Annotated in this window: 21 protein-coding genes; 15 read left to right on the top strand and 6 right to left on the bottom strand. The window is 65.1% G+C overall.

Translation table 11 applies throughout. From position 1 onward, the window contains the following. Positions 1 to 38: 38 nt before the first annotated feature. Together CEY08_RS13095 and CEY08_RS13090 are read right to left on the bottom strand one after the other, a co-directional pair. Positions 39 to 716 carry an N-acetylmuramoyl-L-alanine amidase gene (locus CEY08_RS13095; RefSeq protein WP_063640758.1) on the bottom strand — a complete coding sequence of 226 codons (678 nt, stop codon included), beginning with the start codon at positions 714 to 716 and terminating at the stop codon, positions 39 to 41. A gap of 197 nt (positions 717 to 913) precedes the next feature. After that, positions 914 to 1,477, bottom strand: a complete 564-nt coding sequence (locus CEY08_RS13090; RefSeq protein WP_042793423.1) for a hypothetical protein — start codon at positions 1,475 to 1,477, stop codon at positions 914 to 916. A 371-nt stretch (positions 1,478 to 1,848) separates the two neighbouring features. Between CEY08_RS13090 and CEY08_RS13085 the strand changes: the two genes are divergently transcribed. After that, on the top strand, positions 1,849 to 2,697 hold the full coding sequence (locus CEY08_RS13085; protein WP_042793424.1) for a DUF4189 domain-containing protein: 849 nt from the start codon (positions 1,849 to 1,851) through the stop codon (positions 2,695 to 2,697). A gap of 8 nt (positions 2,698 to 2,705) precedes the next feature. Here the strand turns inward: CEY08_RS13085 and CEY08_RS13080 are convergent, their stop codons facing one another. After that, the gene (locus tag CEY08_RS13080; protein ID WP_223306465.1) at positions 2,706 to 3,389 is read right to left on the bottom strand and encodes a hemerythrin domain-containing protein; all 684 of its coding nucleotides are present in this window, start codon (positions 3,387 to 3,389) and stop codon (positions 2,706 to 2,708) included. 290 nt (positions 3,390 to 3,679) lie between these two features. On the opposite strand from CEY08_RS13080, the gene CEY08_RS13075 reads away from it, so the two are divergent. The 7 genes from CEY08_RS13075 (at position 3,680) to CEY08_RS13045 (ending at position 12,496) form a co-directional block, all read left to right on the top strand. Further along, complete coding sequence (locus CEY08_RS13075; protein ID WP_126389631.1) at positions 3,680 to 4,171, top strand: pyridoxamine 5'-phosphate oxidase family protein; 492 nt, start codon at positions 3,680 to 3,682, stop codon at positions 4,169 to 4,171. Further along, a complete protein-coding gene (locus CEY08_RS13070) occupies positions 4,168 to 5,532 on the top strand; it encodes a GAF domain-containing protein (RefSeq protein ID WP_076813221.1) in 1,365 nt (454 codons plus the stop codon). The genes CEY08_RS13075 and CEY08_RS13070 overlap by 4 nt, the downstream gene beginning before the upstream one ends. 109 nt (positions 5,533 to 5,641) lie before the next feature. Then, positions 5,642 to 6,109: a YMGG-like glycine zipper-containing protein gene (locus CEY08_RS13065; protein WP_082884607.1), complete on the top strand. Its 468-nt coding sequence runs from the start codon at positions 5,642 to 5,644 to the stop codon at positions 6,107 to 6,109. Positions 6,110 to 6,220: 111 nt separating this feature from the next. Next, the gene (locus tag CEY08_RS13060; protein WP_082884606.1) at positions 6,221 to 6,889 is read left to right on the top strand and encodes an RNA polymerase sigma factor; all 669 of its coding nucleotides are present in this window, start codon (positions 6,221 to 6,223) and stop codon (positions 6,887 to 6,889) included. Continuing rightward, positions 6,886 to 7,950 (top strand): FecR family protein, encoded by a 1,065-nt coding sequence (locus tag CEY08_RS13055; protein WP_076813224.1) that lies wholly within the window; start codon positions 6,886 to 6,888, stop codon positions 7,948 to 7,950. The genes CEY08_RS13060 and CEY08_RS13055 overlap by 4 nt, the downstream gene beginning before the upstream one ends. 120 nt (positions 7,951 to 8,070) lie before the next feature. Next, positions 8,071 to 10,545: a TonB-dependent siderophore receptor gene (locus CEY08_RS13050; RefSeq protein ID WP_076813226.1), complete on the top strand. Its 2,475-nt coding sequence runs from the start codon at positions 8,071 to 8,073 to the stop codon at positions 10,543 to 10,545. Between the two features lie 73 nt (positions 10,546 to 10,618). Continuing rightward, on the top strand, positions 10,619 to 12,496 hold the full coding sequence (locus tag CEY08_RS13045; RefSeq protein WP_076813228.1) for a PepSY-associated TM helix domain-containing protein: 1,878 nt from the start codon (positions 10,619 to 10,621) through the stop codon (positions 12,494 to 12,496). 59 nt (positions 12,497 to 12,555) lie between these two features. Here the strand turns inward: CEY08_RS13045 and CEY08_RS13040 are convergent, their stop codons facing one another. Then, on the bottom strand, positions 12,556 to 13,473 hold the full coding sequence (locus CEY08_RS13040) for a LysR family transcriptional regulator (RefSeq protein WP_076817650.1): 918 nt from the start codon (positions 13,471 to 13,473) through the stop codon (positions 12,556 to 12,558). A gap of 138 nt (positions 13,474 to 13,611) precedes the next feature. Here CEY08_RS13040 and CEY08_RS13035 point away from each other — a divergent pair, with 138 nt between their 5' ends. Then, positions 13,612 to 14,835 carry an FAD-dependent monooxygenase gene (locus tag CEY08_RS13035; RefSeq protein WP_076813230.1) on the top strand — a complete coding sequence of 408 codons (1,224 nt, stop codon included), beginning with the start codon at positions 13,612 to 13,614 and terminating at the stop codon, positions 14,833 to 14,835. Between the two features lie 56 nt (positions 14,836 to 14,891). Here the strand turns inward: CEY08_RS13035 and CEY08_RS13030 are convergent, their stop codons facing one another. Further along, a complete protein-coding gene (locus tag CEY08_RS13030; RefSeq protein ID WP_076813233.1) occupies positions 14,892 to 15,977 on the bottom strand; it encodes a calcium:cation antiporter in 1,086 nt (361 codons plus the stop codon). 116 nt (positions 15,978 to 16,093) lie between these two features. Here CEY08_RS13030 and CEY08_RS13025 point away from each other — a divergent pair, with 116 nt between their 5' ends. From CEY08_RS13025 to CEY08_RS13005, 5 genes are all read left to right on the top strand, one after another. After that, positions 16,094 to 16,567 carry a low affinity iron permease family protein gene (locus tag CEY08_RS13025; RefSeq protein ID WP_076817653.1) on the top strand — a complete coding sequence of 158 codons (474 nt, stop codon included), beginning with the start codon at positions 16,094 to 16,096 and terminating at the stop codon, positions 16,565 to 16,567. Beyond that, positions 16,564 to 17,646 (top strand): flavodoxin family protein, encoded by a 1,083-nt coding sequence (locus tag CEY08_RS13020; protein WP_076813236.1) that lies wholly within the window; start codon positions 16,564 to 16,566, stop codon positions 17,644 to 17,646. The genes CEY08_RS13025 and CEY08_RS13020 overlap by 4 nt, the downstream gene beginning before the upstream one ends. 39 nt (positions 17,647 to 17,685) lie before the next feature. Beyond that, positions 17,686 to 17,952 (top strand): hypothetical protein, encoded by a 267-nt coding sequence (locus CEY08_RS13015; RefSeq protein WP_042793432.1) that lies wholly within the window; start codon positions 17,686 to 17,688, stop codon positions 17,950 to 17,952. An 80-nt stretch (positions 17,953 to 18,032) separates the two neighbouring features. Next, on the top strand, positions 18,033 to 18,239 hold the full coding sequence (locus tag CEY08_RS13010; protein ID WP_126389629.1) for a hypothetical protein: 207 nt from the start codon (positions 18,033 to 18,035) through the stop codon (positions 18,237 to 18,239). A 163-nt stretch (positions 18,240 to 18,402) separates the two neighbouring features. Further along, a complete protein-coding gene (locus CEY08_RS13005) occupies positions 18,403 to 19,143 on the top strand; it encodes a hypothetical protein (RefSeq protein WP_232033730.1) in 741 nt (246 codons plus the stop codon). A gap of 93 nt (positions 19,144 to 19,236) precedes the next feature. Here CEY08_RS13005 and CEY08_RS13000 read toward each other — a convergent pair whose 3' ends face one another. Further along, on the bottom strand, positions 19,237 to 20,487 hold the full coding sequence (locus CEY08_RS13000; protein WP_076813238.1) for an NnrS family protein: 1,251 nt from the start codon (positions 20,485 to 20,487) through the stop codon (positions 19,237 to 19,239). Positions 20,488 to 20,721: 234 nt separating this feature from the next. On the opposite strand from CEY08_RS13000, the gene CEY08_RS12995 reads away from it, so the two are divergent. Next, positions 20,722 to 21,999 (top strand): MFS transporter, encoded by a 1,278-nt coding sequence (locus CEY08_RS12995; protein ID WP_076813241.1) that lies wholly within the window; start codon positions 20,722 to 20,724, stop codon positions 21,997 to 21,999. The last annotated feature ends 4 nt before the right edge of the window (positions 22,000 to 22,003 follow it).

Genomic DNA, 22,003 nt, shown 5'->3' with positions numbered 1-22,003 from the left:
TTTGCGTCAGCGAAATGTCAGGAAAGACAAGACCCCGATCAGGGGCCGCAGCAGTTCCCCGGGTATTCGACGCGCGGCGCTCCGGCATAGGCCGCGAACACCAGCGGATTCCGCTGGGCCACCGCGGTATGGGATAGCACCAGATCCTCCAGCTTGGACCAGGGAAAGTTGCTGCCCGGGTCGGAACGGCGATTCGGGTCCAGCTTGGCGTGCGAAATGACATGCTTCAGGTTGGGGTACTTGCTCCAGGCATAGGTAATGATCTGGGCAGTCGCCTCGACTTGCCAATCCGAATAGGGGTCCTTGTAGTTCTGGACGTCCTGGGTGTTGACGATCTCGATGCCCAGGCTGCGGTTATTGACGTTGGGACCCTGGCCCAGGTGCGGCCGGTAGTCGACGTCCCCGACGTGAAATGCCGCCTTGGCTTCGGCGACCACGGACCAGACGAAGTGGCCATGCTGAGGTTCGTCTTCATCCGGGACGATCCAATGGGCGCTCGCCTTTCTGGCCTTCCAATTATCGATGGCGTGCTGCGTGGCGTAACCCGCCGTGGCGTGAACCACGATTGTGTCGATCACCGCGAAGACGTCCGCCCCGCGCGACCGCGAGCGGTTCGCGGTCAGCCAGCCGAATTCAGGGTGCACCTCCTCGTTCAGCGGACTGAATGACGGGCGCTTTTCGGCCGGAAGGAGGAAATGGAAATTCTTGGGGTTCATGGAACACCTCCTGAGTCCTCATGGGTACTGCGGGGAGGGCGCCTGCGGCAGCTTGATCGACAGCACGGTGGCCCCGGAACCGCTGCCAGTGACTTTTGCAGCACTGGCCAGCCCGGGCAATACTCCAAATCGAGTATCCGCCTGCGTGGGATTCGGGCTAGGGATTCCATGCCTGCCCGGCAAAGCGTTTCTTTGCCTTACTTGCTGCGGTAGTTATTGGCTTCGCGTTCACCCGCCCACTTGCGCAGCGCGGCGATGAACTCGGGGCATACGTTGCCGTCCACCTGGCTATCGATGATGACGCTGTTCTGCATGCGCATCACCACGGTGCATTCGTAAACCTGGGTGCGGTTGTTGTAATAGCCATGGTTGGTGTTTTGGAACACGGGGGTGGCGGCGCTGGTCGATGTGGCCGGAATCATGCCCACCACCTGTTGCGAAGTCCCGGTAGAGACCCATTCGGTATAGGGCGCCGTCTGGTAGTCGGACCAGATCAGCTCCATGGTGTTGCCGACCCCGCGCTTTTTCGACGGTTCGCCCAGCGCCGTGATGGCGTCGGCGACCGGCCGGCCCTTCATGTTCTTGGCCACGTTTACGCTGGGCGAGAACGACAGCCCGGACGAGAAGATATTGGTCAGCGAGGGCAGCGTGGAACTGCCGCCCGTGGGCATCGGCGCGCAGCCGGCCAAGGCGGCCGTGGCCAGCGACACCGGCAAGGCACGGGCCAGCAACCAGGTCGAACGGAGTCGCGATTTATTCATGCTGAGCCCAAGCTCCCTCAAAGATCCGGCGTGCCGCAACATAATTCAGCGGCCGCAAGATTTTGTCTTGTTTTAGTTTCTGTCAGTAACGATACGTATCGTCGAACCTGGGGGCTGCCGAAGACGGCGGACCACCACTCGCCAGCGCATGGTGCCGAGCCGAGAGGCGGCAATGGTACCGAAAAAATCGTGGCGCATCAGCTTTTGGCCCGTGCGGAATTGGTTACGTAATACCTCGAAACGCTGAAAATCGGAGGGTGGAAGACAAACTGTAACGTGTTACGATCCGCGCGTTCTGCGCCCCGGGGGCGTCCCGGCGATAAGCCTTCGCGGGGGCGCACCGCGCCATAACCACTGGATATTGCACACCCATGATGCTCGCGCGATTGTTCGTCCAATTCCGTTCCACCGCAGCCGCACTGGCTGGCGCCGCTGCGCTGGCCCTGGGCATTGCCGCGGCGCCGTCGGCGCACGCCGACACGCTATACGGCGCGGTGGCTACCGACGAAGCGCACGCCAAGCTGTATTGGGCCATGCCCGAAACTTCCACCAAGGAAGCGCAGGAGGCCGCGCTCGCCAAGTGCAACAAGGCCGGAGGCAAGGGCTGCAAGAGCGTCACCAATTTCTCGGACAGCTGCGTGGCGTTTTCGCGCAATTCGCGCAGCGACTTGTTCTGGGGCAACAGCGTGTCGTCCGAAGTCGCCGCCAAGAAGGCCATCCGCACCTGCACCAACGACAGCGCCGACGGCAAGTGCAAGCTTGCCGTCATGCCTTTGTGCGTAGGCCCCGGCTACAGCGAAGCTGACCTCAAGGCGCCCAACACCGCCACGCCGGCCCAGCTTGAAGCCTTGTCGGCCAAGCTGGACACGCGCGGCTATTGGGGGTCGGTGGCTGAGAAGGATTCCGGTCAGTTGACCTATGCCGATGGCTACCCGAGCGAGAAGGAGGCGGTCGACGCCTTGCTCAAGTGGGAAGATTGCGTGGGCTGCCGCACGGTCCTCACCTATACCGATACCTGCGTGGGCATGGCCTGGGGCAAGGGCAGCAAGGGCCGGGGCACCAGTTTTACAGCGAAGAATCCCGATCCGGTGGCGGCGCGCAATGAAGCGCGCGCCACGTGCGATGCCAAGAGCGGCGGGCTGAGCTGCGTGGCCTTCGTGCGCTGCTCCGGACGGGCTTACATCAGCGGGTACAAGGGCGAGGACGAGAAGGCAAATTGATCGAGGCTTCAGGCCACGATCAGCACGGCGGCCTCGGCCGGCGTCAGTGCACGAGTCAGCTTGACCCAGTCCTCGCGAGCCAGATGGGGCCGCACCGCATCAAGCACGGCGGCGTAGACAGGCGCGGGCGCGGCCGCCTGGATGCCGGCCAGCAGTTCGGCGCGCTCGGCGGGCGTCATGGCCGGAACCATCCAGCGCATGATGCAGAGGTTCTCGGACGGCGGCAGCGATGCCACGATGGAGCCTTCCAGCGCGCGCAGTTCCTCGTCGCTGTAGCAGGACCACAACACTTGGTTGTGCAGCGTTTCCTCTACGTGCATATGGGCAAAGTTCTCGCCCACGAATAGCGCCAATTGCCGGTACAGCCGAAGCGCGGCTTTTGCCTGCATTGCGCCCCGGCCGGCGGCCAGCAGGTCGGAAGCCGCGGCGCGCAAGCGGGAGATCGCGGCGAGATGTTCGACGTGCTCCGCGGCGATGCGTGCGCTGGAGCCGGGGCGGCGTGCTTCCATCGCCGCATGCACAAAATCGTTTTCATGGCCGAGATGGCTGGCGCAGATGTCGGCCAGTTCCTGCACGCGCTCGCATGCCGTCCGCGTTTCGGCGGGATCGTCCACGTCGACGCGGCCCACGGCCTGCAGCGTGTCGAGCATCATGGCGCGCAACGCCTTGTGGATACCAACATAGATGTCCATGCGTGGCTCCATGCCGTCGCGGGACGTAGGGAAATTCTGGGCTTCGGTATTGCAGTTCATGATGCAGACCTTGAAAAGGGAAGTGGCGAGACGTTTGCCGGCGTCCTGGCAATGGCCGGATTCGGTTCGGGAGCCGGGCAAGGAAAGTGTAGGAACGCCGCAGGAATCGAGTTGCTAAGAGTTTGTTAAGCAAGCGCTAAAAAAACGCTAAACGGCATGCGATCCGGATGGAGGCCATGGGCTATGATTTCTGACACCGTCGAGCGTCAATCGCCCAGAGGTTTCCTGCCGTGCCCATACTGCCCGCCGAATGGAGCCTGTGCCTGCCCATGCTGCCCTCGCTGCGGTTGGGGAGCTGCGATCGGGAAGGCAATCCCCATGTCTGCAGGGCCCTGGCCGCCGACGCGCTGCCGGACGGCCGCGTGCTGGTGCTGTTGGCCGAAAATGCCGCGCCCCTGGTTGTGGCCGCCATCCGCGAAACCGCCCAGGTCGCCATGCTGGCCACCTCGCCGCGCACGAATCGCACGCTGCATCTCAAGGGCCGCGACGCCTGCGTCGAAGCCGCCTTGCCCCCCCATGTCCAGCTGCTGGCATTGCGGCGCAACACGCTGACCCAGGAGCTCGCCGAAGTCGACGGTTTTGCCGGAGCGCCTTTCCTGGACTATTGGTACGGCGTAGCGGTGCAGGAATTGGTGGCGCTGCGCTTTACCGTGGCGGGAGCCTGGAACCAGACGCCGGGTCCGCATGCCGGGCAGGCTGTGGAACTGGAGCCCGATTCATGAGCGCATTGAGCTTGCTGGCGGTCCGCCGCGTCCTGGACGGCGGCATTCCGCCCACCTTGTGCAGCGTCTCGGCCGACGGCATCCCCCATGTCAATCTCCTGTCGCATGTGGAGTACGTGGATGGCGGCCACGTGGCGTTGACCTTTCAGTTCTTCAATCACAGCCGGGAGAACATTCTCGCCACCGGGCGCGCCAGCCTCATGGTGGAAGACCCCTGCACCGGGGCAAGTCTGGCTCTGCAGTTGCGCTATCTGCGCACCGAGACTGAAGGCCCGGTGTTCGAGCGCCTGCGCGCCAAACTGGCCGGCATTGCCGCGCATACCGGTATGGAAGACGTGTTCCGCCTGCGCGGCGCCGACATCTACGAAGTGCGGGGCATCCAGGCCATGCACGGCGGCGCATCGCTGCCGACGCTGCAGCCGCGCTGCGATCTGGCGGCGGGCGCGCGGGCCGTGTCGACACGGCTTGCCGAATGCGACGAGCTAAGCCTATTGCCCCAGATCGCCATGGACGGCTTGCGCCGCGAGCTGGCCGTGAACCACGCCATCCTCTGGCTGCTTGATGAGCAGCGCCAGACGCTGTATGCCTTGGCCAGCATGGGTTATGCGCAGCAGGGCGTGGGCGCCGAAGTGCCGCTGGCTGAAGCCGGTCTGGCGGGCGTGGCCGCGCGCGAAGGCGTGGCGCTGCGCATAGGCCATATGGCGCGTATGTACCGGTATGGCCGGACCCTGCATCAGATGGCCAGTGACCTGAGGCCGATCGAAGGGCAGCCCATTGCGCTGCCTGGCTTGGCCACCCCTTGCAGCCAGTTGGCCGTCCCGCTGCGGGCGCGCGGGCGCACCGTGGGCGCGCTGCTCGTCGAAGCCGAGAGCGATCAGTTCTTCGGGTACGACGATGAGGATGCGTTGGCGGTGTTGTGCGCGCAGTTGGCACAGGCGCTGGTAGCGCTGCAAGGGGCCGAGCTGGATGCGGGCACGCCGCCGCCGGACGAAGCGCGGGCCGGTCCGGGGGCGCACCATGGCGCGCCTCTCAGCCTGCGCTACTTCCCGCGCGATGGCACGGTCTTTGTCGACGGACAGTACCTGATCAAGGGTGTGGCCGGAGCGATTCTGTGGAAACTTGCCTGCGACGCCCTGCGCCATGGCCGTTGGGGCTTTTCCACCCGGGAGCTGCGGCTTGCGGGCAGTTCTCTGGGGCTGCCCGATGTGCAGGACAATCTGGGCGTGCGCCTCCTTCTGTTGCAACGCCGCCTGGCGGACTGGGGCGGGCCCTTGCAGATCCGCAAGCTGCGCCGCGGCTGTTATGAGCTGGTGTCGGGCAGGGCGCTGACGCTGGAATCCGCTGGCGAGTCCGCGCCTTGATTTCGGGAACGGGAAAGACTTGTTTCTGGCTGACGAGTACGCGTATTGCGGCCGGGCAGGCAGAGCTACACTGAAATGCCGAGGGCTCCCAACATCAATGGAGTTTTTCATGAAAAAGTCCATACGCCCCTGTACCGCGACGCTACTTTCCCTGTTCTGCCTGTGCGCGGCCGCCCAGACAGTGACGCCGCTCAAAGGCCAGTCGCCCCAAACCACCCAGCAGGACATCAGCGCATGCCAGGCTCTGGCAGGCAGCGGCGCCAGCGCCAGCACGAACGATCCTAAATCCGGCGGCCGGGTCCGTGGCGCCGCCGCGGGCGCGGCAGCGGGTGCGGCGGTAGCTGGCGCGCGCGGCAATCAGCATGAGGAGGTCTACGACCGGATGAGCGACGACGCCAAGCAGCAGTACCGGCAGAACCAGGCGAAAGACGCGGCGGCCGCAGGCATGGTCGTGGGCGGTTCGCGGCAACGCCAGGACCGCCGCCAGGATCGCGCCGAAGCGTCGCAGCAGAATGCGGCTGCGGCCTCCGCGTATAGCAACTGCATGCAGCAGCGGGGGTATCAAGTGGCTCCTTGAGCCGCGCGGCTTGGGTGCTTGATTGATGAGCGGCAAGGGCGCTTTGCATTGAGATTGCGATTGAGAATGTATCTCAGTACAATCCGACCACTTTCAAACGACCCGCGCCGCATGAGCCGCAACCCTTTGCTGGTGTCCAGCACGACGCCCGCATCCGCCGACGACAAGAACGGAAACGCCAGCGCGATCGCCAAAGCCTATTCGCGCTGGCGCTTGCCGATCATGCGCGGCCTGGCCCGCTTCAAGGGCAGCATCGGCAGCGCGGAGGACGCGCTGCACGATGGCGTCGTCAAATGGGTGGCGGCCAATCCTGCGCTGGATTCTTCCGATGAACAGGGTGCGTACCTGCGCAGGACGGTGCTGAACGGCGTAGCGGACGAATTCCGCGAGCGCAAAGCGGGCCGGCGCCTGCAGACAGTGCCATTTGATGAGGCGGAAGAGGGTGGGCAGGCCTTGGTGGCGGACGATGCTTCTTGTCCCATGCACGCAGCGGCGCACCAGCAACGTTTGCAACGGCTGGGCGAGGCATTGAATGAACTTCCCGAACGCCAGCGCGTAGCCTTTGTGCTGAGCCGTTTCGACGGTCTCACACAGGACGAAGTGGCCGTCCGCATGCAGATCTCGCGGCGCATGGTGGTCAAGCATCTGGCGCGGGCGATCGCCTACTGCGAGGTCCGGGTGCACTATGCTACGGTTGCGCAGATGCAGCAATTGCATCGGCCCTGCGCTGGTGACGCCGGCCTGGACAATAACAACAATAGCGACTCTGCCTTGTCATGACCGACTCGTCTTCCTCCGCCTCCCCGGACACGCTCGCCTTGCATGAGGCCGCGGCCGAGTGGCTGGTGCGCCGCCAGGACGCCAGTTGGTCGGCCGCGGATGAGCAGGAACTGCATGCCTGGCTTGCCGCCAATCCGGGGCATCGGCAGGCCTACGCACGGGTGTCGCGGACTTGGCAGGATCTGGCACAGGCGCCCCGGCCCATCCTGGCCTCGGACCGGCTGGCCGCTGTCAGTCGCCCCGGGCCCCTCCTGAGAAACGCTTCGAGACAGGCGCCCGGCCGCCGCGCCGCACAGCCGGGATTCTGGGGCGCATTGCTGGGGCAACCCCTTTTCTCCAAGGCGTTCGCCACCGCCTGTGCCGCGCTGGTCGTGGGCGGCGGCTACGGCTGGTATCGCTGGGACAATACCCCCGGCTATGTGCTGAGCGTGAGCACGGCGCCGGGAGAGGTGCGTCAGCTGGACCTGCCCGACGGCTCCCATGTTGCGTTGAATTTCGGCAGTACGCTGGAAGTCCGCTACTATCCGCGGCGCCGCGAGCTGGTGCTGAACCAGGGCGAAGGGTTCTTCGATGTGGCGCCGGATGCCGGCCGTCCGTTCACCGTGGATGCGCGGCTGAGCCGGATCACCGTGGTGGGCACCGCCTTCAATGTGCGCAATACTCCCGATGACGTCATCGTCAAGGTGGCGCACGGCCGCGTGCGCGTGCAACCCGATCGCGACAGGTCCGCGTCGGAGCTGTCGCTGAATGCCGATCAAGGCGTGGCCGTGGATGCAAGAGATGCGACTTATCAGCCGGTGGCGGCGGCGGCGGACAGCGTGGGCGGATGGCGCAATGGACGCCTGGTGTTCCGACGCACGCCGCTGGGCGAGGTGGCGCAAGAGGTGGCTCAGTATCTGGGCAAGCCGGTGGCCTTGGGTAGCGCGGATCTGAAATCCCTGCCCGTCTCGGGCTTCGCCGCAACCAATGCGCCCGCCGCATTCCTGGAAGCCTTGCCGGATCTGCTGCCGGTGCAGGTCAGGCGTGCGCCTGACGGCGGCTATCTCATCGTGGGCCGCTGAGCGTTCAGGCATCTACCTGAAAATTATTTTTATTTGCGTGCGGGACGCGGGTTCCCAATCTCGTCCCGGAATCCGTTTACTCCCACAAGGCCGGTAGCGGCCAACAACGATGGAGTGGGAATGGGACGGGGATTGTTGAAGGACGCGCTTGCAGGCGGCGCGTTGGTGGCAGGCATGCGGGTGAAGGTCATGCCGGTGATGGTGGCATGCGCATTGGCCGCCCTGGCGTCGCCCGCTGCGGTGCGCGCGCAGCCACAGGCGGAGCAAGTGGATTTCAGCATTCCAGCTCAGCCGCTGGAACACGCCTTGAGGCTGTTTTCGGAGCAGTCCCGGCATCAGGTGCTGTTTGATGAAGCGGTGGTGGCGGGCAAGCATGCCCCGGCACTCAATGGCCGCTATACGCCGCGGGACGCGCTTGATCAATTGCTGGCCGGCACGAACGTGCGTGTGAACAGCGCCAGGCCGAACGTGTATACCTTGACGGTGGTCGGGCAATCCTCGGGCGCTGCGGTGACCCTGCAATCCGTGACGGTGACTGGCAGCGGCGTGGGCAATCCGACCACCGAAGGAACCGGCTCATACACGAGCGACGCCATCACGATCAGCAAGATGACGCAGTCCGTCAGGGAAACGCCGCAATCAGTCAGCGTGCTCACGCGCCAACTGCTCGACGACAAGAACCTGACCACATTGGACGAGGCGCTGGCGCAGACGACCGGCGTGACCAAGACGGCAAGAAACTTCGGCAACCACAAGTTCTCGATACGCGGCTTCACGGTGGACGACAACAACTACCTCGTCGACGGTGTGGCGGGCGTGGTCTATGCCCCGGTGGGCTGGCTGCCCATCGACACCGCTGTATTCGACCGGGTGGAAGTGCTGCGCGGCGCCGCCGGTCTGATGCTGGGCTCGGCGGATCCCAGCGGCGCGATCAACATGGTGCGCAAGCGTCCGCGCGCCGAAGGCCATTTCGAAGGTTCCACGACGGTGGGTTCCTGGGACAACTACCGCATGGAGCTCGACGGTGGCGGCCCGCTCAATGAATCCGGCACGGTGCGCGGCCGCCTGGTAACCGCTTACCAGGACCGCCATTACTTCTACGATGGCACGAAGTCTAAATCGCCTCTGGTCTACGGAGTGATCGACGCCGACATCGGGCGCGACACGACGCTTACCTTCGGCGCACGTCACCAAGCCACGGACACGGACGGCTACTGGCTGTTTGGGCTGCCGCGGTACACCGACGGCGGCGCGCTGGACGTCTCGCGCTCGACTTCGCTGATACAGGACTGGAACCGGCAGAAGGGCCAGGTGAACGAAGTGTTCGCCGAGGCTGAGCACCGCTTCGACAAAGACTGGAAAGCGCGCTTTTCGCTCAACCATACCGAGGTCGACCTGGATCAGCGCGTGGCCATTCCGATCGGCGGCGTGGATCGGGTGACCGGCGTGGGTTCGCGCTTCTACACCATCTATTTCAACAATGCGCGCGTCAAGAGCGACGGCATCGACCTGAACACCACGGGCAGTTTCCAGGCGCTGGGCGGCACGCATCAGATCCTGCTCGGCACTAGCTGGTCGCGCCAACGCGTCAATCAGAAGTCGGCCAGCCTGGACAGCGATACCCCCATCAACGTATACGACCCTGACCATTCCTCCATCCCCGAGCCGACGCGTCCGGCCTGGGACAGCAAGGAAACGTCGCGCCTGGAGCAGACCAGCCTGTATGGCAGCATGCGCCTGCAATTGGCGGACCCGCTGCACCTGCTGCTGGGCGGCAAGTTCAGCTGGCTGAAGTACCGGTCCGACGATGGGTTGACGGGCGCGAGAAGCCGGGACTATGAGCAGAGGCATGAATTCACGCCCTATGCCGGACTGGTCTACGACCTGGACCAGCAATGGTCGGTCTACACCAGCTATGCGGACACCTACCAGCCGCAGAGCACCTATGTCACCTCTTCGGGCAAGCCGCTGGACCCGTCCATCGGCGCCAACTACGAGGCGGGCGTGAAGGGCGAACTCTACGACGGACGCCTGAACGTGTCCGCGGCGGTGTTCGCGGTGAAAAAGACGGGCATTGCGGTGGAGGACATCGCCGCCACCGGAAGCTGCCCGGGATCGCTGGCCTCGCCCAATTGCTATCGCAATGGCGGCACGCTGCGCAGCAAGGGCTTCGAACTGGAAGCCAGCGGTGAACTGTCGCCGGGCTGGCAGGTGATGGCTGGCTACACCTATGTCACCAGCCGCGACGATGAAGGCGAGACCATCAGCGCGGAGACCCCGCGGCATCTGTTCCGCCTGTCCACGACGTATCAGCTGCCTGGCCGCTGGAATGCCTTCAGCGTCGGTGGCGGCGTGTCGGCGCAAAGCGGCTATTCCTACAAAGCCTACGACGACACGTCGGTGCGCATGGGCGCACCCGGTCGCGCGGTGTGGGATTTGCGCGCAGGCTATCGGATCAACAAGCACTGGTCCGCCAGCCTGAACGTGGCGAACGTATTCGACAAAGACTATTACGGCATGGTGAGCCAGATCCGCCGCGGCAACCATTATGGCGAACCGCGCAACGTCATGCTGACCTTGCGGGGCACGTTGTGATCGGCGGCAAAGCGGCGGCTCAGGCTCGCGGCCGCTGGCAGGCACTCGCGTGAAGGGGGGATTCCGCCAGAGCATGTCCTGGCTGCATACCTGGTGCGGCCTGACCTGCGGTTGGTTGCTGTGCGCGATTTTCCTGACGGGCACGCTCAGTGTCTTTCGGGAACCCATCACGCGCTGGATGGAAGCGGGCCCCCCGGAAGACACCGCGTCTGCGGGCGCGCACGCCGGTCAGTGGCTCGCCCGTGCAACGCAGGAACTGTCATCTCGCGCCGCGGCGGCTCCCTCCTGGGAAATCGTCTTGCCCGTCAGACCTGGATGGCCGGCGCAACTGTCCTGGCGCACGGGCGACGGGCCGCCCCAGGAAATCTGGTTGAACGCCCGCACGGGTGCCCTGCAGGCGCCACCACAAATACGCCATACCGAGGGCGGCCGTCATTTCATGTCCTTTCACTACACCTTGCATGGCGGCTTGCCGGGCTATTGGCTGGTGGGCTGGATATCCATGTGCATGTTGGTCGCACTGGTGTGCGGCGTGGTGGTGCACAAGCGCATCTTCAAGGACTTTTTCACCTTCCGTCCCGGCAAGGGGCTGCGCAGCTGGCTGGACGCGCACAACGCGACCGCCGTGCTGACGTTGCCGTTTCTGTTCATGATCGGCTACACCGGGCTGGCGTTTTTCTATACCAGTTATATGCCGTGGCCTTTGCACGCCGCATATGGCGGCGATGCGGGCGCCTATCGGCGTTACCAGGCCGAATTGGCGCCAGTGGCCCCGGACCCTCGCATCGCGGGACCGGGCCGCGGCGGATACCCGGATCTGGGCCCACTGCTGCTGAGAGCTCGCGAACTTACCGGACAGGAAGCAGCGCGGATAACGATCGATCGTCCGGGCGACGCGCGCAGCGTCGTGCTGGTGGCGGGGCGAAAGTCCTTGGCTGCCGGGGCGCCGCAGTTGCTCACCGGGGTCAGCCAGGTCGCTTTCGATGCGGAAAGCGGAGTGGTCGTGCGGCTACTGCCGGCGCATCACGGGCGGTTGGAAGCCAAGCAGGTCCACGAGACCATTGAAGCCTTGCATAAGGCGGACTTCGGCGGGTGGACGATCAAGTGGTTGTACTTGTTCAGCGGCTTGATGGGCACCGCCATGATCGCCACCGGCACGCTGCTCTTCTCCATCAAGCGGCGCAAGAAGAGCGAGTATGAATTCGGCGGTGCCACGGCGCGGGTCTATCGTTGTATCGAGGCCTTGAACGTGACGGCGCTGGCTGGCATTGTGCTGGCAAGCATTGCCTATTTCTATGGCAACAGGCTGATCCCGGTGGCCTGGCCGGAACGCAGCGCCTGGGAGATCCGCGTTTTCTTCGGCGTTTGGGCTGCTACATGGGTCCACGCCATGTGGCGTCCGCCTCGCCGGGCATGGATCGAGCAACTGGCAGCGGCGGCACTGTTGTGCCTGGGATTGCCGATATTGAACTGGGTGACGACGGGCCGGCATGCGTGGGTCTATGCCGCAAGCGGCGACGGTCAGCAAGCGGCAGTAGAGCTCACGGCGTTCGTGTTCGGCATGTTGCTGGCCTATATGGCCTGCACCCTGCGGCGGCACTGGAAGGACGCGCCGGCCGCTGTCGTACAGCCGTTACGCAAGCCACGGGATAGCAGCCTGCCCGTGGCAAGCGATCGATGGGAAGTCGCCAGCCGTGTGTTGGCGGCGGCCGTGGGCGGGTATGCGGTGTCCGCCCTGGCGATGTCGGCGTTGGCGCTGACCTTGCCGGCGGTGGCTGGCGCATCCTCGGCGGTAGGCGTACTGGCCAGCTCGTTGTTGAGCTTTGCCGTGTACACCGCGGTGGCGGTGGGGGTGTTCGCCACCCGTAGCGCGGGGAGGGCGTGGTGGCTGCTTGCCATGGCCTGTGTGGCGTCAGCTGCGGTGCTGCTGTGGTTGGGAACGTGGCGATGAGCTTGTTGGGGATGAGGCGCTGCATCCATCCCCCGCGGCGGTGTGTCGGAACGGGCTGGTCACGAACCGTCTCCTGCTTCGTTCAACCGCTGCTGCATCAACTCCAATAGTGCTCGCACGCGCGCAGTCACCGAGTGCCTGTGGTTGTAAGCCGCCAGCAGTTGCAATGGCGCCGGCCGCAGATCCAGCGGTACTTCCACCAGGCGTCCGGCGGCCAGCTCTTCCTGGCAGGAAAAGGCGGCCAATATCGCGAAGCCTATGCCTTGGCGCGCGCCCGCGCCTGCGAGTTCGCCGCTGTTTACACGGTAGCGGCTGCGGACCGGGACTTTGACGATGTCGCCGGCGGCGTCAATGAATTGCCAGGGTTGGCCATTCAGCGCGCTCAGCGTGGTGATGCAGGGCAGTGATTTGAGTTCGCGCGTATGGCGCGGCGTGCCGGTCCGGGCAAGCAAGCTGGGCGCGGCGACCACGATACTGGGCAGCGTGGCCAGTTCGCGGGTGATGAAAGCGCTGTCGTCCTGTCGCCCGCGATGGAAAATGATGGAGAGGTCGATGTCTTCTTCGCGCAGCGCTTCCAGCCCGCTCATGCGCGTATCGCATTCCAGTTCCACGCCGGGATGCAGGCTGCAGAATTCGGCCAGGATGGGCGCCAGCAATCGGGGCGCTTCGCCGGGCATGCACATTTTCAAGGGACCGCTCAGCTCGCGCTGGACGGCGCCGAGTTCTTCCTCGGTAGCGAGCAGCGCGTCCAGCAAGGGTTTGGCGCGTTCGTACAGGAGCCGGCCCGCCTCGGTCATGCGCAAGTGGCGGGTGCTGCGTTCCAGCAGCCGGACACCTAACCTGCGTTCCAACGAGGCGACGTGCCGGCTGACGTTGGACGCAGGCAGGTCCAGCGCGCGCGCCGCGCCTGCGAAGCTCTGTTCGTCGACGACGGCCGCATAGACGCGCACGGTATTCAGGTCCAGCGCAGCACGCATGATTATCCCATTCAAGATATTAAAGATGTTCATTTTTACACGCTAGTTATCTCAAATGGCGGAATCTAAGATGCCGTTATCGTCCGGCCGTCGTTATCGGCGGCGCGCCCGGGCGGCTTTTTACAGGAGAGGTACTAGGTGGAAATCGGAATACTGGGCGGCGGCATCGCGGGCCTGAGCGTGGCGCTGGCCTTGCGCGAACAGGGGCATATGCCCCGCGTGTACGAACGCCGCGCGGCGCCCGCGACCATGGGCGCCGGCGTAACGCTCTGGCCCAATGCGGGCTTCGTGCTGGACGAACTGGGGTTGTTGCGCGATATCGCGGCGGTGGGCGGACGGCCATCGGCGATGCGACGTCACGACGCCGCGGGCAATCCTTTGGGAGGACTGGATATCGGGCTGTTGGACAGGATGATGGGGTATCCGACCCACACGATACTGCGCCGCGACCTGCAGACGGTCCTGTTGGACCATGCGGCGCGGGCCGGCATTCCGGTCGAATACGGCCATCGCGCGATGGCGATCGATCTGGATGGCGACGGCCGGGCCGTGGCGCGATTCCAGAACGGCGCGCGCATCCGCCCGGACCTGATCATCGGCGCCGATGGCCGCATGGATTCGGTGGCGCGGCGGTTCGTCGCGGGAGACAGCGCGCCTGTCTATCAAGGCTTCGTGAACTGGATAGGCGTGGCCGAGGCAAGCGGGACATTGGTTGACGACATTGCCATCCAGGATTTTTGGGGGGCGGGCGAGCGCTTTGGCGCCGTGGCGGTGCGGCCGGGGTTGGTCTATTGGGCGGCGGCACAGGCGCGGCCTCTATCCGGGGCCACGCCCGCAACAGACCTGCGCAAGGAGATCGAGGCGCGGTTCGGGGCATGGCCTGAGCCTGTCGGCCGCATCATCCGCGCGACGCCGGCGCACGCCATCCATCTGATCGCCGTGCATGACCTGGAGCCATTGAGCACGTGGAGCCGGGCTAATGTGCTGTTGGTGGGCGACGCGGCGCATGCGCCTTTGCCCACGTCGGGGCAGGGGGCGTGCCAGGCTCTGGAAGACGCCTGGCATCTGGCTCGATGCCTGCGCGGCGCGGACCGGGAACTGGACACGGCCTTGTCGCGCTTTGCGGAAGTACGCGGCCCCAAGACTGCGCAATTGATCGAACAGGCGCGGGTGTTTGCGCGAGGCTTGTTCGCGACCGATGCGCAAACCTGCCGTATCCGCGACCAGCGCGCGAAGGCTGGGGACCCCGTGCGTGACGCGCAGGCCTTGGCAGCAGGGTGGGCGCAAGGCCTGCCGATGTCCTTGGCCGCGGACGAGATGGCAACGGCTGGCGCCGGATGCGGCAGCCTGTACCGGCTGTAAACGTATTGTGACGAGTACGAGCTGCCACGGACCTGGGCCCCGCTTGGCGGGCGAGGCTACAGGCCCAGGTTCAGCAGCATCAGGAAGGCGCCAAACAAAATGAAGTGCGTCATGCCTTCGATGGCATTGGTCTGGCCGTCGTTGAGGTTGATTGCCGCCACCAGCAGGGTAGCTAGCATCATCAGCGTCTGGAGGGGCGTCATGGCCATGTCGATGCGTTGCCCGGAGAGCAAGGACATGGCCTCCATGGCTGGCACGGTCAGGATCACCGTGGATAGCGACGCGCCAAGCGCGATGTTGACGACCGACTGCATGCGGTCGGCCAGCGCGGCGCGCAGGGCAGTCAGCATTTCCGGCGCGGCGGAAATGCCAGCCACGATCAGGGCGACCAGGCCGTGGGGCACCTCGATACCGTCGAGGCTGCGATTCAAAGAGTGCGACATCAGCTCTGCCAGCGCGCCCACGGCGATGATGCCGATCGCCATGACAGTTACGGACTGGCGCCTGTTCGGATAGCCGGAGGCGGGCAAGGGCCGGCGGGTTTTCTTGTCCGGATAGCTGTAGCTGAAGAAGTAGCTGTGCGGGCCGGTCTGCATGCGCAGGAATACACCGTACAGGAGCAGCATTGCCGCTATGGTGAAGCTGCTGTAGGCGCGCCAGCTGGGGTCGGGGACGAACTCCGGGAGTATCATGGATACGGTTACCGCGGTCAGGATCATCACGCTGTACGTGCGCGCGGAGTCGTCGTTGTAGGACTGCTCGCCGTGCTTGAAGCCGCCGATGAGGGCCGCCACGCCGAGGATGCCGTTGATGTCCAGCATGACGGCCGAATAAATGCTGTCGCGGACCAATGTGGGCGAGCCAGCCCTGGCGGACACGATAGCCAGCACGATGACTTCGACCAGCACCGCCGAAAGCGTCAGGATCATGCTGCCGTAGGGATCGCCCAGCTTTTGGGCAATGCGCTCGGCATGGCGGGCCACGCTGAGCGAGGCAGCCAGGATGGCCGCGATCAGGACGGCGGTCTCCAGCAGGCTGGCAAGCCGGCCGTGGATGCCGAGGCTGGCGTCGGCCAGATACCCGGCCGCGGCCAGCGCACAGGCCAACAGCAAGAGTTTCTCGGACTGCAGAATGGCTTTCATCTGGACTCCGCCGGCCGGAAAGCTGTCACCCTAGCATGCGCCGTGCCGGTTTGCTGTGGCGGACGCGGGCACGGAACTTGCTGAAGCGGATGTCCCGTTGCAGCAAAGAGACCACCATGTCCAGCACGCGTGTACCGAGGCGACGCCCGGCGCAGAAGCCATCTCCTGCGGCCGATGCTGCAGGCCACGCCAATCCGGTATCTCGCTTCTTCGACCATTTTGCGGCGCATGTGACCAAGTGGGTGGGGTCGCCCATCGCGTTCGGCTTGGCGCTCATTACGGTGCTGATATGGGGCGCATCCGGCCCGGTTTTCGACTATTCCGAAGTCTGGCAGCTGGTTATCAATACCGGCACCACCATCGTGACGTTCCTGATGGTGTTTTTGATCCAGCAAAGCCAGAACAAGGATAGCGAAGCGCTGCACCTGAAGCTGGACGAACTGCTCATTGCGCTGGAAGGCGCGGACGAAGGGCTGGTCGACGCTGAACGTTTGGACGAAGACAAGCTGCTGGCCCTGGCCGCGGCGTGCACGGCGCGCGCCAGGCAGGAACGGCGCCGGCGGCGGGTGCGTAAACGGAGACCGGCATGACAGCAATCAAACCCACGGTGCGCAAAGGCCAATACGCCGGGCCGCTCTCGCGCGAGGATTTCCGGCAGCGCTTCATGCGACGCTTTTACGACCCGGCCTTCCTGGCGGAGCGCGAGGCGCTGGAGCGCCTTGAGGCTATCGCCTGGAACGCCTATGAAGAGGGCCGCAAGGCGCCCGTCACTGTCAAGGCCGGGCCGGGCTATGCCGATCCCGATTACGACTTGTCGGTGGAATGGACAGACACGCGCGACCGCTTGGAACGTGCTGCGGCGAAGCAGCGGGATCCGCACGCCCCGTCGCGCGTCCTGGTGATCGTTGGCGCTTCGCGCAATGATGGCACCTGTCCTGGAGAGGTCTCCAAGAGCTGGCGCCTGGCGGACATCGTGCAGGATGAACTGCAGGCCGGCGCCATACAGACGGACATGCTGGACCTGAGCCGCCTTACCTCGGAGTACGAGTATCGGATCCATCCTTGCAAGGGTTGCGTGTCGACTGCGATGCCCTTGTGCCATTGGCCATGCAGTTGCTACCCGAACCATTCGCTGGGGCAGTCCAATGACGCCATGGCGGGGATCTATGAGCAATGGGTGGCGGCGCACGGCGTGATCCTGGTGGCCCCCACGTACTGGTACCAATCGCCCAGTCCCCTGAAGCTGATGATAGACAGGCTGGTTTGCGCCGATGGCGGCAATCCGGATCCCACGCTGACCGGCGGCAAGGATCCGCTGAAGGCCAAACAAGTCGAATTGGCAGGCTGGCCTTATCCCAAGCATCTGGCCGGCCGCGCCTACGGCTTGGTGGTGCATGGGGATGTGGCTGGCATCGAGGCGCAGCGGCGCGGGCTGGCCGATTGGCTGGACTGGATGGGGCTGGTGGACGCGGGCGCGGCGTCGCGGCTGGACCGTTACATCAGCTACTACCGTCCCTATGCCACCAGCCACGAAGACTTGGACCGGGACCACGCGGTACAGCAGGAAGTGCGCAACGTGGCGCGGGCCATGGTCAATTTCCTGCCTCGTCTGCGCAGCGGCGAGTTCGAGGGAATGGACCAGGGCATCCGCGATCCCAGGCCGAAGTAAACCGCAGTAGCATGAAGGCAGGAAACGACAGGAGGCCCTATGGAACACGCCAGATGGGATTTCCAGCTCGAGCGTCCGATCGAGGACCACGGCAGCTGGAGCATAGGATACGTGCTGGTGCCGCCCGTCGCGGGCGAGCCCGAGCAACGGATCGCCGTCGACGAGCGCTTTGCCTCGGCCCAGGTTGCGATCGACGAGGCGACGCGGCTGGCGCAGATCCACGTCGCGGACCTGAACGGCGATACGGCGTCGTTCGAGAAGCCCACGGATACGGAAGTGCCGTTCGGCAAGAATCCGCGCTTCTGAAGCTGTACCGGTTTGCGGGCATGGCGCTTGCTGATGCCAGGCTGCGGCGGATGTCGCCGCGCTTTCTGACAGGTGCCGCGATGCCCCAGATCCAATTTGAGTTGGCCTTGCAACCGATAGCGATGGCGTCCGCGCCGCCGTTCGGGACTGCGGCCCATCGCCCGCCGCCGCAGAATCCGGACGACGCCAGCGACAGCGCGCAGGGCGACGAGGTGCCCGACGAGGACATCGAGCCTGCCGACACGACGTCCGAGGACAATGCGGCCGAGGGGCCGGCCGACAGGTAGTCGCAATCGATACCCGGACCGCGCGCCTCTGGAGGGCCGGCGCGCAGGGGCGGACACTTGCCCGGGCAAAGGAGTGTTGGGCGGCCGGCAGGCGCCGCCGCGTCTAAAATGGCGCTCCCATCGTTTCAAGGCGCCCGTTGCGCCGCCTGTCCAGGTTCCCTCCATGCAAGAAAACACGCCATCCGCGCAGCCGGCATCCGGTACCTCGCAACGCCAGAGATTCGAGTCGCTCGCGAGCACGCTCGCGGCGCAGCGCGCGCGCCTGAGCCGCTGGCAAGCTGTGCTGCCGGAATATCAAAAGAAATACGAGGACGTGCTGGCGCCGCTGGAGACCGTCGAGCTCGAGCTCAAGGCCAAGCTGGTGGCCTGCTTCGACCACGCCTGCAAGCAGAAGGAGCTGACCAAGGCGGAGCGCGCCCTGGCGTCCGAGATCGCAGCGCAATTGGCGCAAGAGACTCTGGACGCCATCGTGCTGGACGGCACGCCGGCCGAGTGCGACACGGACAGGTTGAAGGCCCTGTATCTCAAGCATGCGGGCTCGGACTACGACGCCGGCGTGGAAGACGGACAGGACGAGGACGATGCCGAAGCGCCGCAGCCCAAACCGGCGGATGCGATATCCGCGCCGGTTGCCGAGGCGCTGGCGGAAATCGACGCCTTGGTGGCTGCCGGTCCGGACCGGCTGGCAGGCGTGGGTGAGGAACGCTACGCGCGATACAACCAGGCGCTGGAAGCGCAACTTGCCATGCTGGCTGGCGACATCGCGGCCGAGGAAGACGGCTTCAAGGCCAAATACCACTTCGACCCCGCGCAATCCATAGACCCTTCCGAGCTGATGGAAGACCTGGATGCGGAGATTGCCGATGCGGAGGAATATATCAGCGAACTTGAATTCGAACTATAGCAGTTCGTGGACATGCAGCAGGTCAAGGCCTGGCTCAAAGCCATGAAGCAGCAACTGGCAGCCACGCGCCGGCGCGAAGGGCGAGGCTGAGGCTCAGGCAGCCGGACGCCGCGCGACCGGCACAACCTTCATCACGGGCGCGGCGGCCTTGCCCGCATCGGCCCGCGGCCGGATCATCATGGGGAAGAAGCGCCACAGATAAAGTGCGAAGGCCAACGCCCACGCGCTTGCCGAGGCATGCAGAAAGCCGAGGGTGGCCGAGGTCGGGAGCAGGGCGGCCAGGCGCAGCAGCGCGGCCAGGATGATCAGCGCATAGCTCAGCACCATGCTGCGGTCGGTCCGGAGCGGCCGGCCCAGGTGGCCCAGCGCGGTGCGCGTCACCATGCCCAGGATCAGCACCGAGAATCCGGCGACGCCGATCACGTGCGCGGGCCAGGCGGGCCGCAGCACATAGCCGGCCAGGTGAGCCGCGCCCGCCAGCAGGCCTATGCCCAGGCCGCCATAACCCGCATAAAGAATCCACAGCAGCGGTACTTTGCGCACTACCCAGGGCTTCCAGGATACCCATTGCGCCAGGGCAATCAGCCCGGTCGCGGCCAGGGCCAGCGCGGCCGCGCGAGGTTCGCCCGCCACCAGGCAGGCGATGGCGACGATGCCTGCGCCCAGTTGCCAGTGGCCGCTGCGGGTATGCGCGGGGATGTCCAGGCCGGCCACCGCCCGCTTGGCGAAGAACGGAATGACGCGACGCGCGATCAGCAGCGTCAGGACCGCCATGCATAGCAGGCCGGCGTTGAAATAGCGCATGAGCGCAACGTAGTCGCCCTGGACAGACGCCCAGAGGTAAAGCGCATTGGCGACGGCCAGCCCCAACAGCAGGAAGGGGATGCCATAGTTGCGCTGGTTGCGCGTGACGGCCACGGCGCGGCCCAGCGCGCAGGCGGCCCAGAGAAAGAACAGCAAGTCCGCGGCGGCGGCCACGACGAACGCCGGTCGCCCGGGCACCAGGTAGCCTGCCCGCGCCACGATCCACACCGCGCACAGGACCGCCAGGGGAGTGCCTCGCAAGGGGTTCTTACCCGTCCAGTTGGCGCCCGCCGTCAGCAAAAACCCGACCGCGATGGTGGCTACAAACCCCCACAGCATTTCGTGCGCATGCCAGGGCATGCCGTTCAACACGCCTGTCAGGCGCGCCGGCGCATGCACCCAGAGCAGCACGGACGCCAGTGCCCAGAAGCAGCCCGCCAGATACAGCGGCCGGAAGCCCATTTCCGTGAAGGCGCTCCATTGAGGCTTCGCGCGGCGAGGGGCCGCGGCCGGTTCTTCGATGCTAAGCAGCGTGCTCATGAGGGTCAGCGCGGCGCCGTTTCGGCTTCGCGTTTAAAGGTGTATTTGAAATGCATATTAATGCGTCCCGCGCTCCGGCGCCAGCGCGACGGCTTGATCCAGCGCAAGCCCGCCCGGCAAGAAAGGGGTGACTAGTCACATCGGCAACGCGCTTCTGGTCGGCTGGCGAATGGCCGCGCTGGTCCGCTATCCCTAGGCTAGCCACATGTCTTCGTGAGTAAAGCGAGAGTAACCATGGCAGCACGTCAACCTTCCGCCGGCGCGCCGATGCGGGTCCTGATTTCAAGCACGTTCGCCTTCACCATCTGTTTCGCCGTGTGGATGATATTCGCGGTGTTGGGCATCCCGATAAAACAGCAGTTGGGCCTGTCCGAAACCCAGTTCGGCCTGTTGGCCGCCATGCCGGTGCTGACGGGGTCGCTGGTGCGGGTGCCGCTGGGCATCTGGACCGACCGATACGGCGGCCGCCCGGTGTTCTTCATCCTGATGCTGCTGGCCGTGGTGCCGATCTGGCTGCTGTCCTATGCCACCGAGTACTGGCAGTTCCTGGTGCTGGCGCTGTTTGTCGGCCTGACGGGCGGTTCGTTCTCGGTAGGCACGCCCTATGTGGCGCGCTGGTTCCCGCGTAACAAGCAAGGCCTGGCGATGGGGGTGTTCGGCGCCGGCAACTCGGGCTCGGCCATCACCAAGTTTGTGGCGCCCGCGCTGATCGCGGCGGCAGGCGGTGCCTGGGTCATCGTGCCCCAGGTCTACGCCGTGGCGCTGTTGGTCACCGCCATCCTGTTCTGGCTGTTCTCGGCCTCCGACCCTTCGCACCGCGTCAAGAGCGGCGCCAGCCTGTCCGCGCAGATGGCCATGCTGAAGGATCCGCGCGTTTGGCGCTATTGCCAGTACTACTCGGTGGTGTTCGGCGGCTACGTGGCACTGGCGCTGTGGATGACCAAGTACTACATCGGCGAATACGGCTTCGACATGAAGCTGGCCGCACTGCTGGCGGCGTGCTTTTCCCTGCCCGGCGGCGTGCTGCGCGCCGTCGGCGGCTGGATCTCGGACCGCTACGGCGCCTACAAGACCACCTGGTGGGTGATGTGGGTGTGCTGGGTGGCGTTCTTCCTGCTGAGCTATCCGCAGACGGAGTTCACCATCGTGACGGCCAATGGTCCGCGCAGCTTCGGCATTGCGCTCGGCCCGGTCACCTTCACCGTGCTGCTGTTCGTGGTCGGCATCGCCATGGCCATCGGCAAGGCCTCGGTCTTCAAGTTCATCTCGGACGAGTTCGGTGAAAACATCGGCGCCGTATCCGGCATCGTCGGCCTGGCCGGCGGGCTGGGCGGGTTCGTGCTGCCGATCATGTTCGGAATCCTGCTGGACCTGACCGGCATCCGCTCCAGCGCCTTCATGCTGCTGTACGGCACCGTCTGCGTCTCCCTCATTTTCATGCACTTCAGTTTCCGGCCGGAAAGCGCGGCCATCGCCCGGCAACAGCCCGCTACTCCGTCCATTACTTCCTGAGAGA

It is taken from the genome of Achromobacter insolitus (genome assembly GCF_002209555.1).
GTDB classification, from domain to species: domain Bacteria; phylum Pseudomonadota; class Gammaproteobacteria; order Burkholderiales; family Burkholderiaceae_B; genus Achromobacter; species Achromobacter insolitus.
The sequence above is the reverse complement of the archived record's forward strand: the minus strand, read 5'-3'. Positions and strand labels throughout refer to the sequence as shown.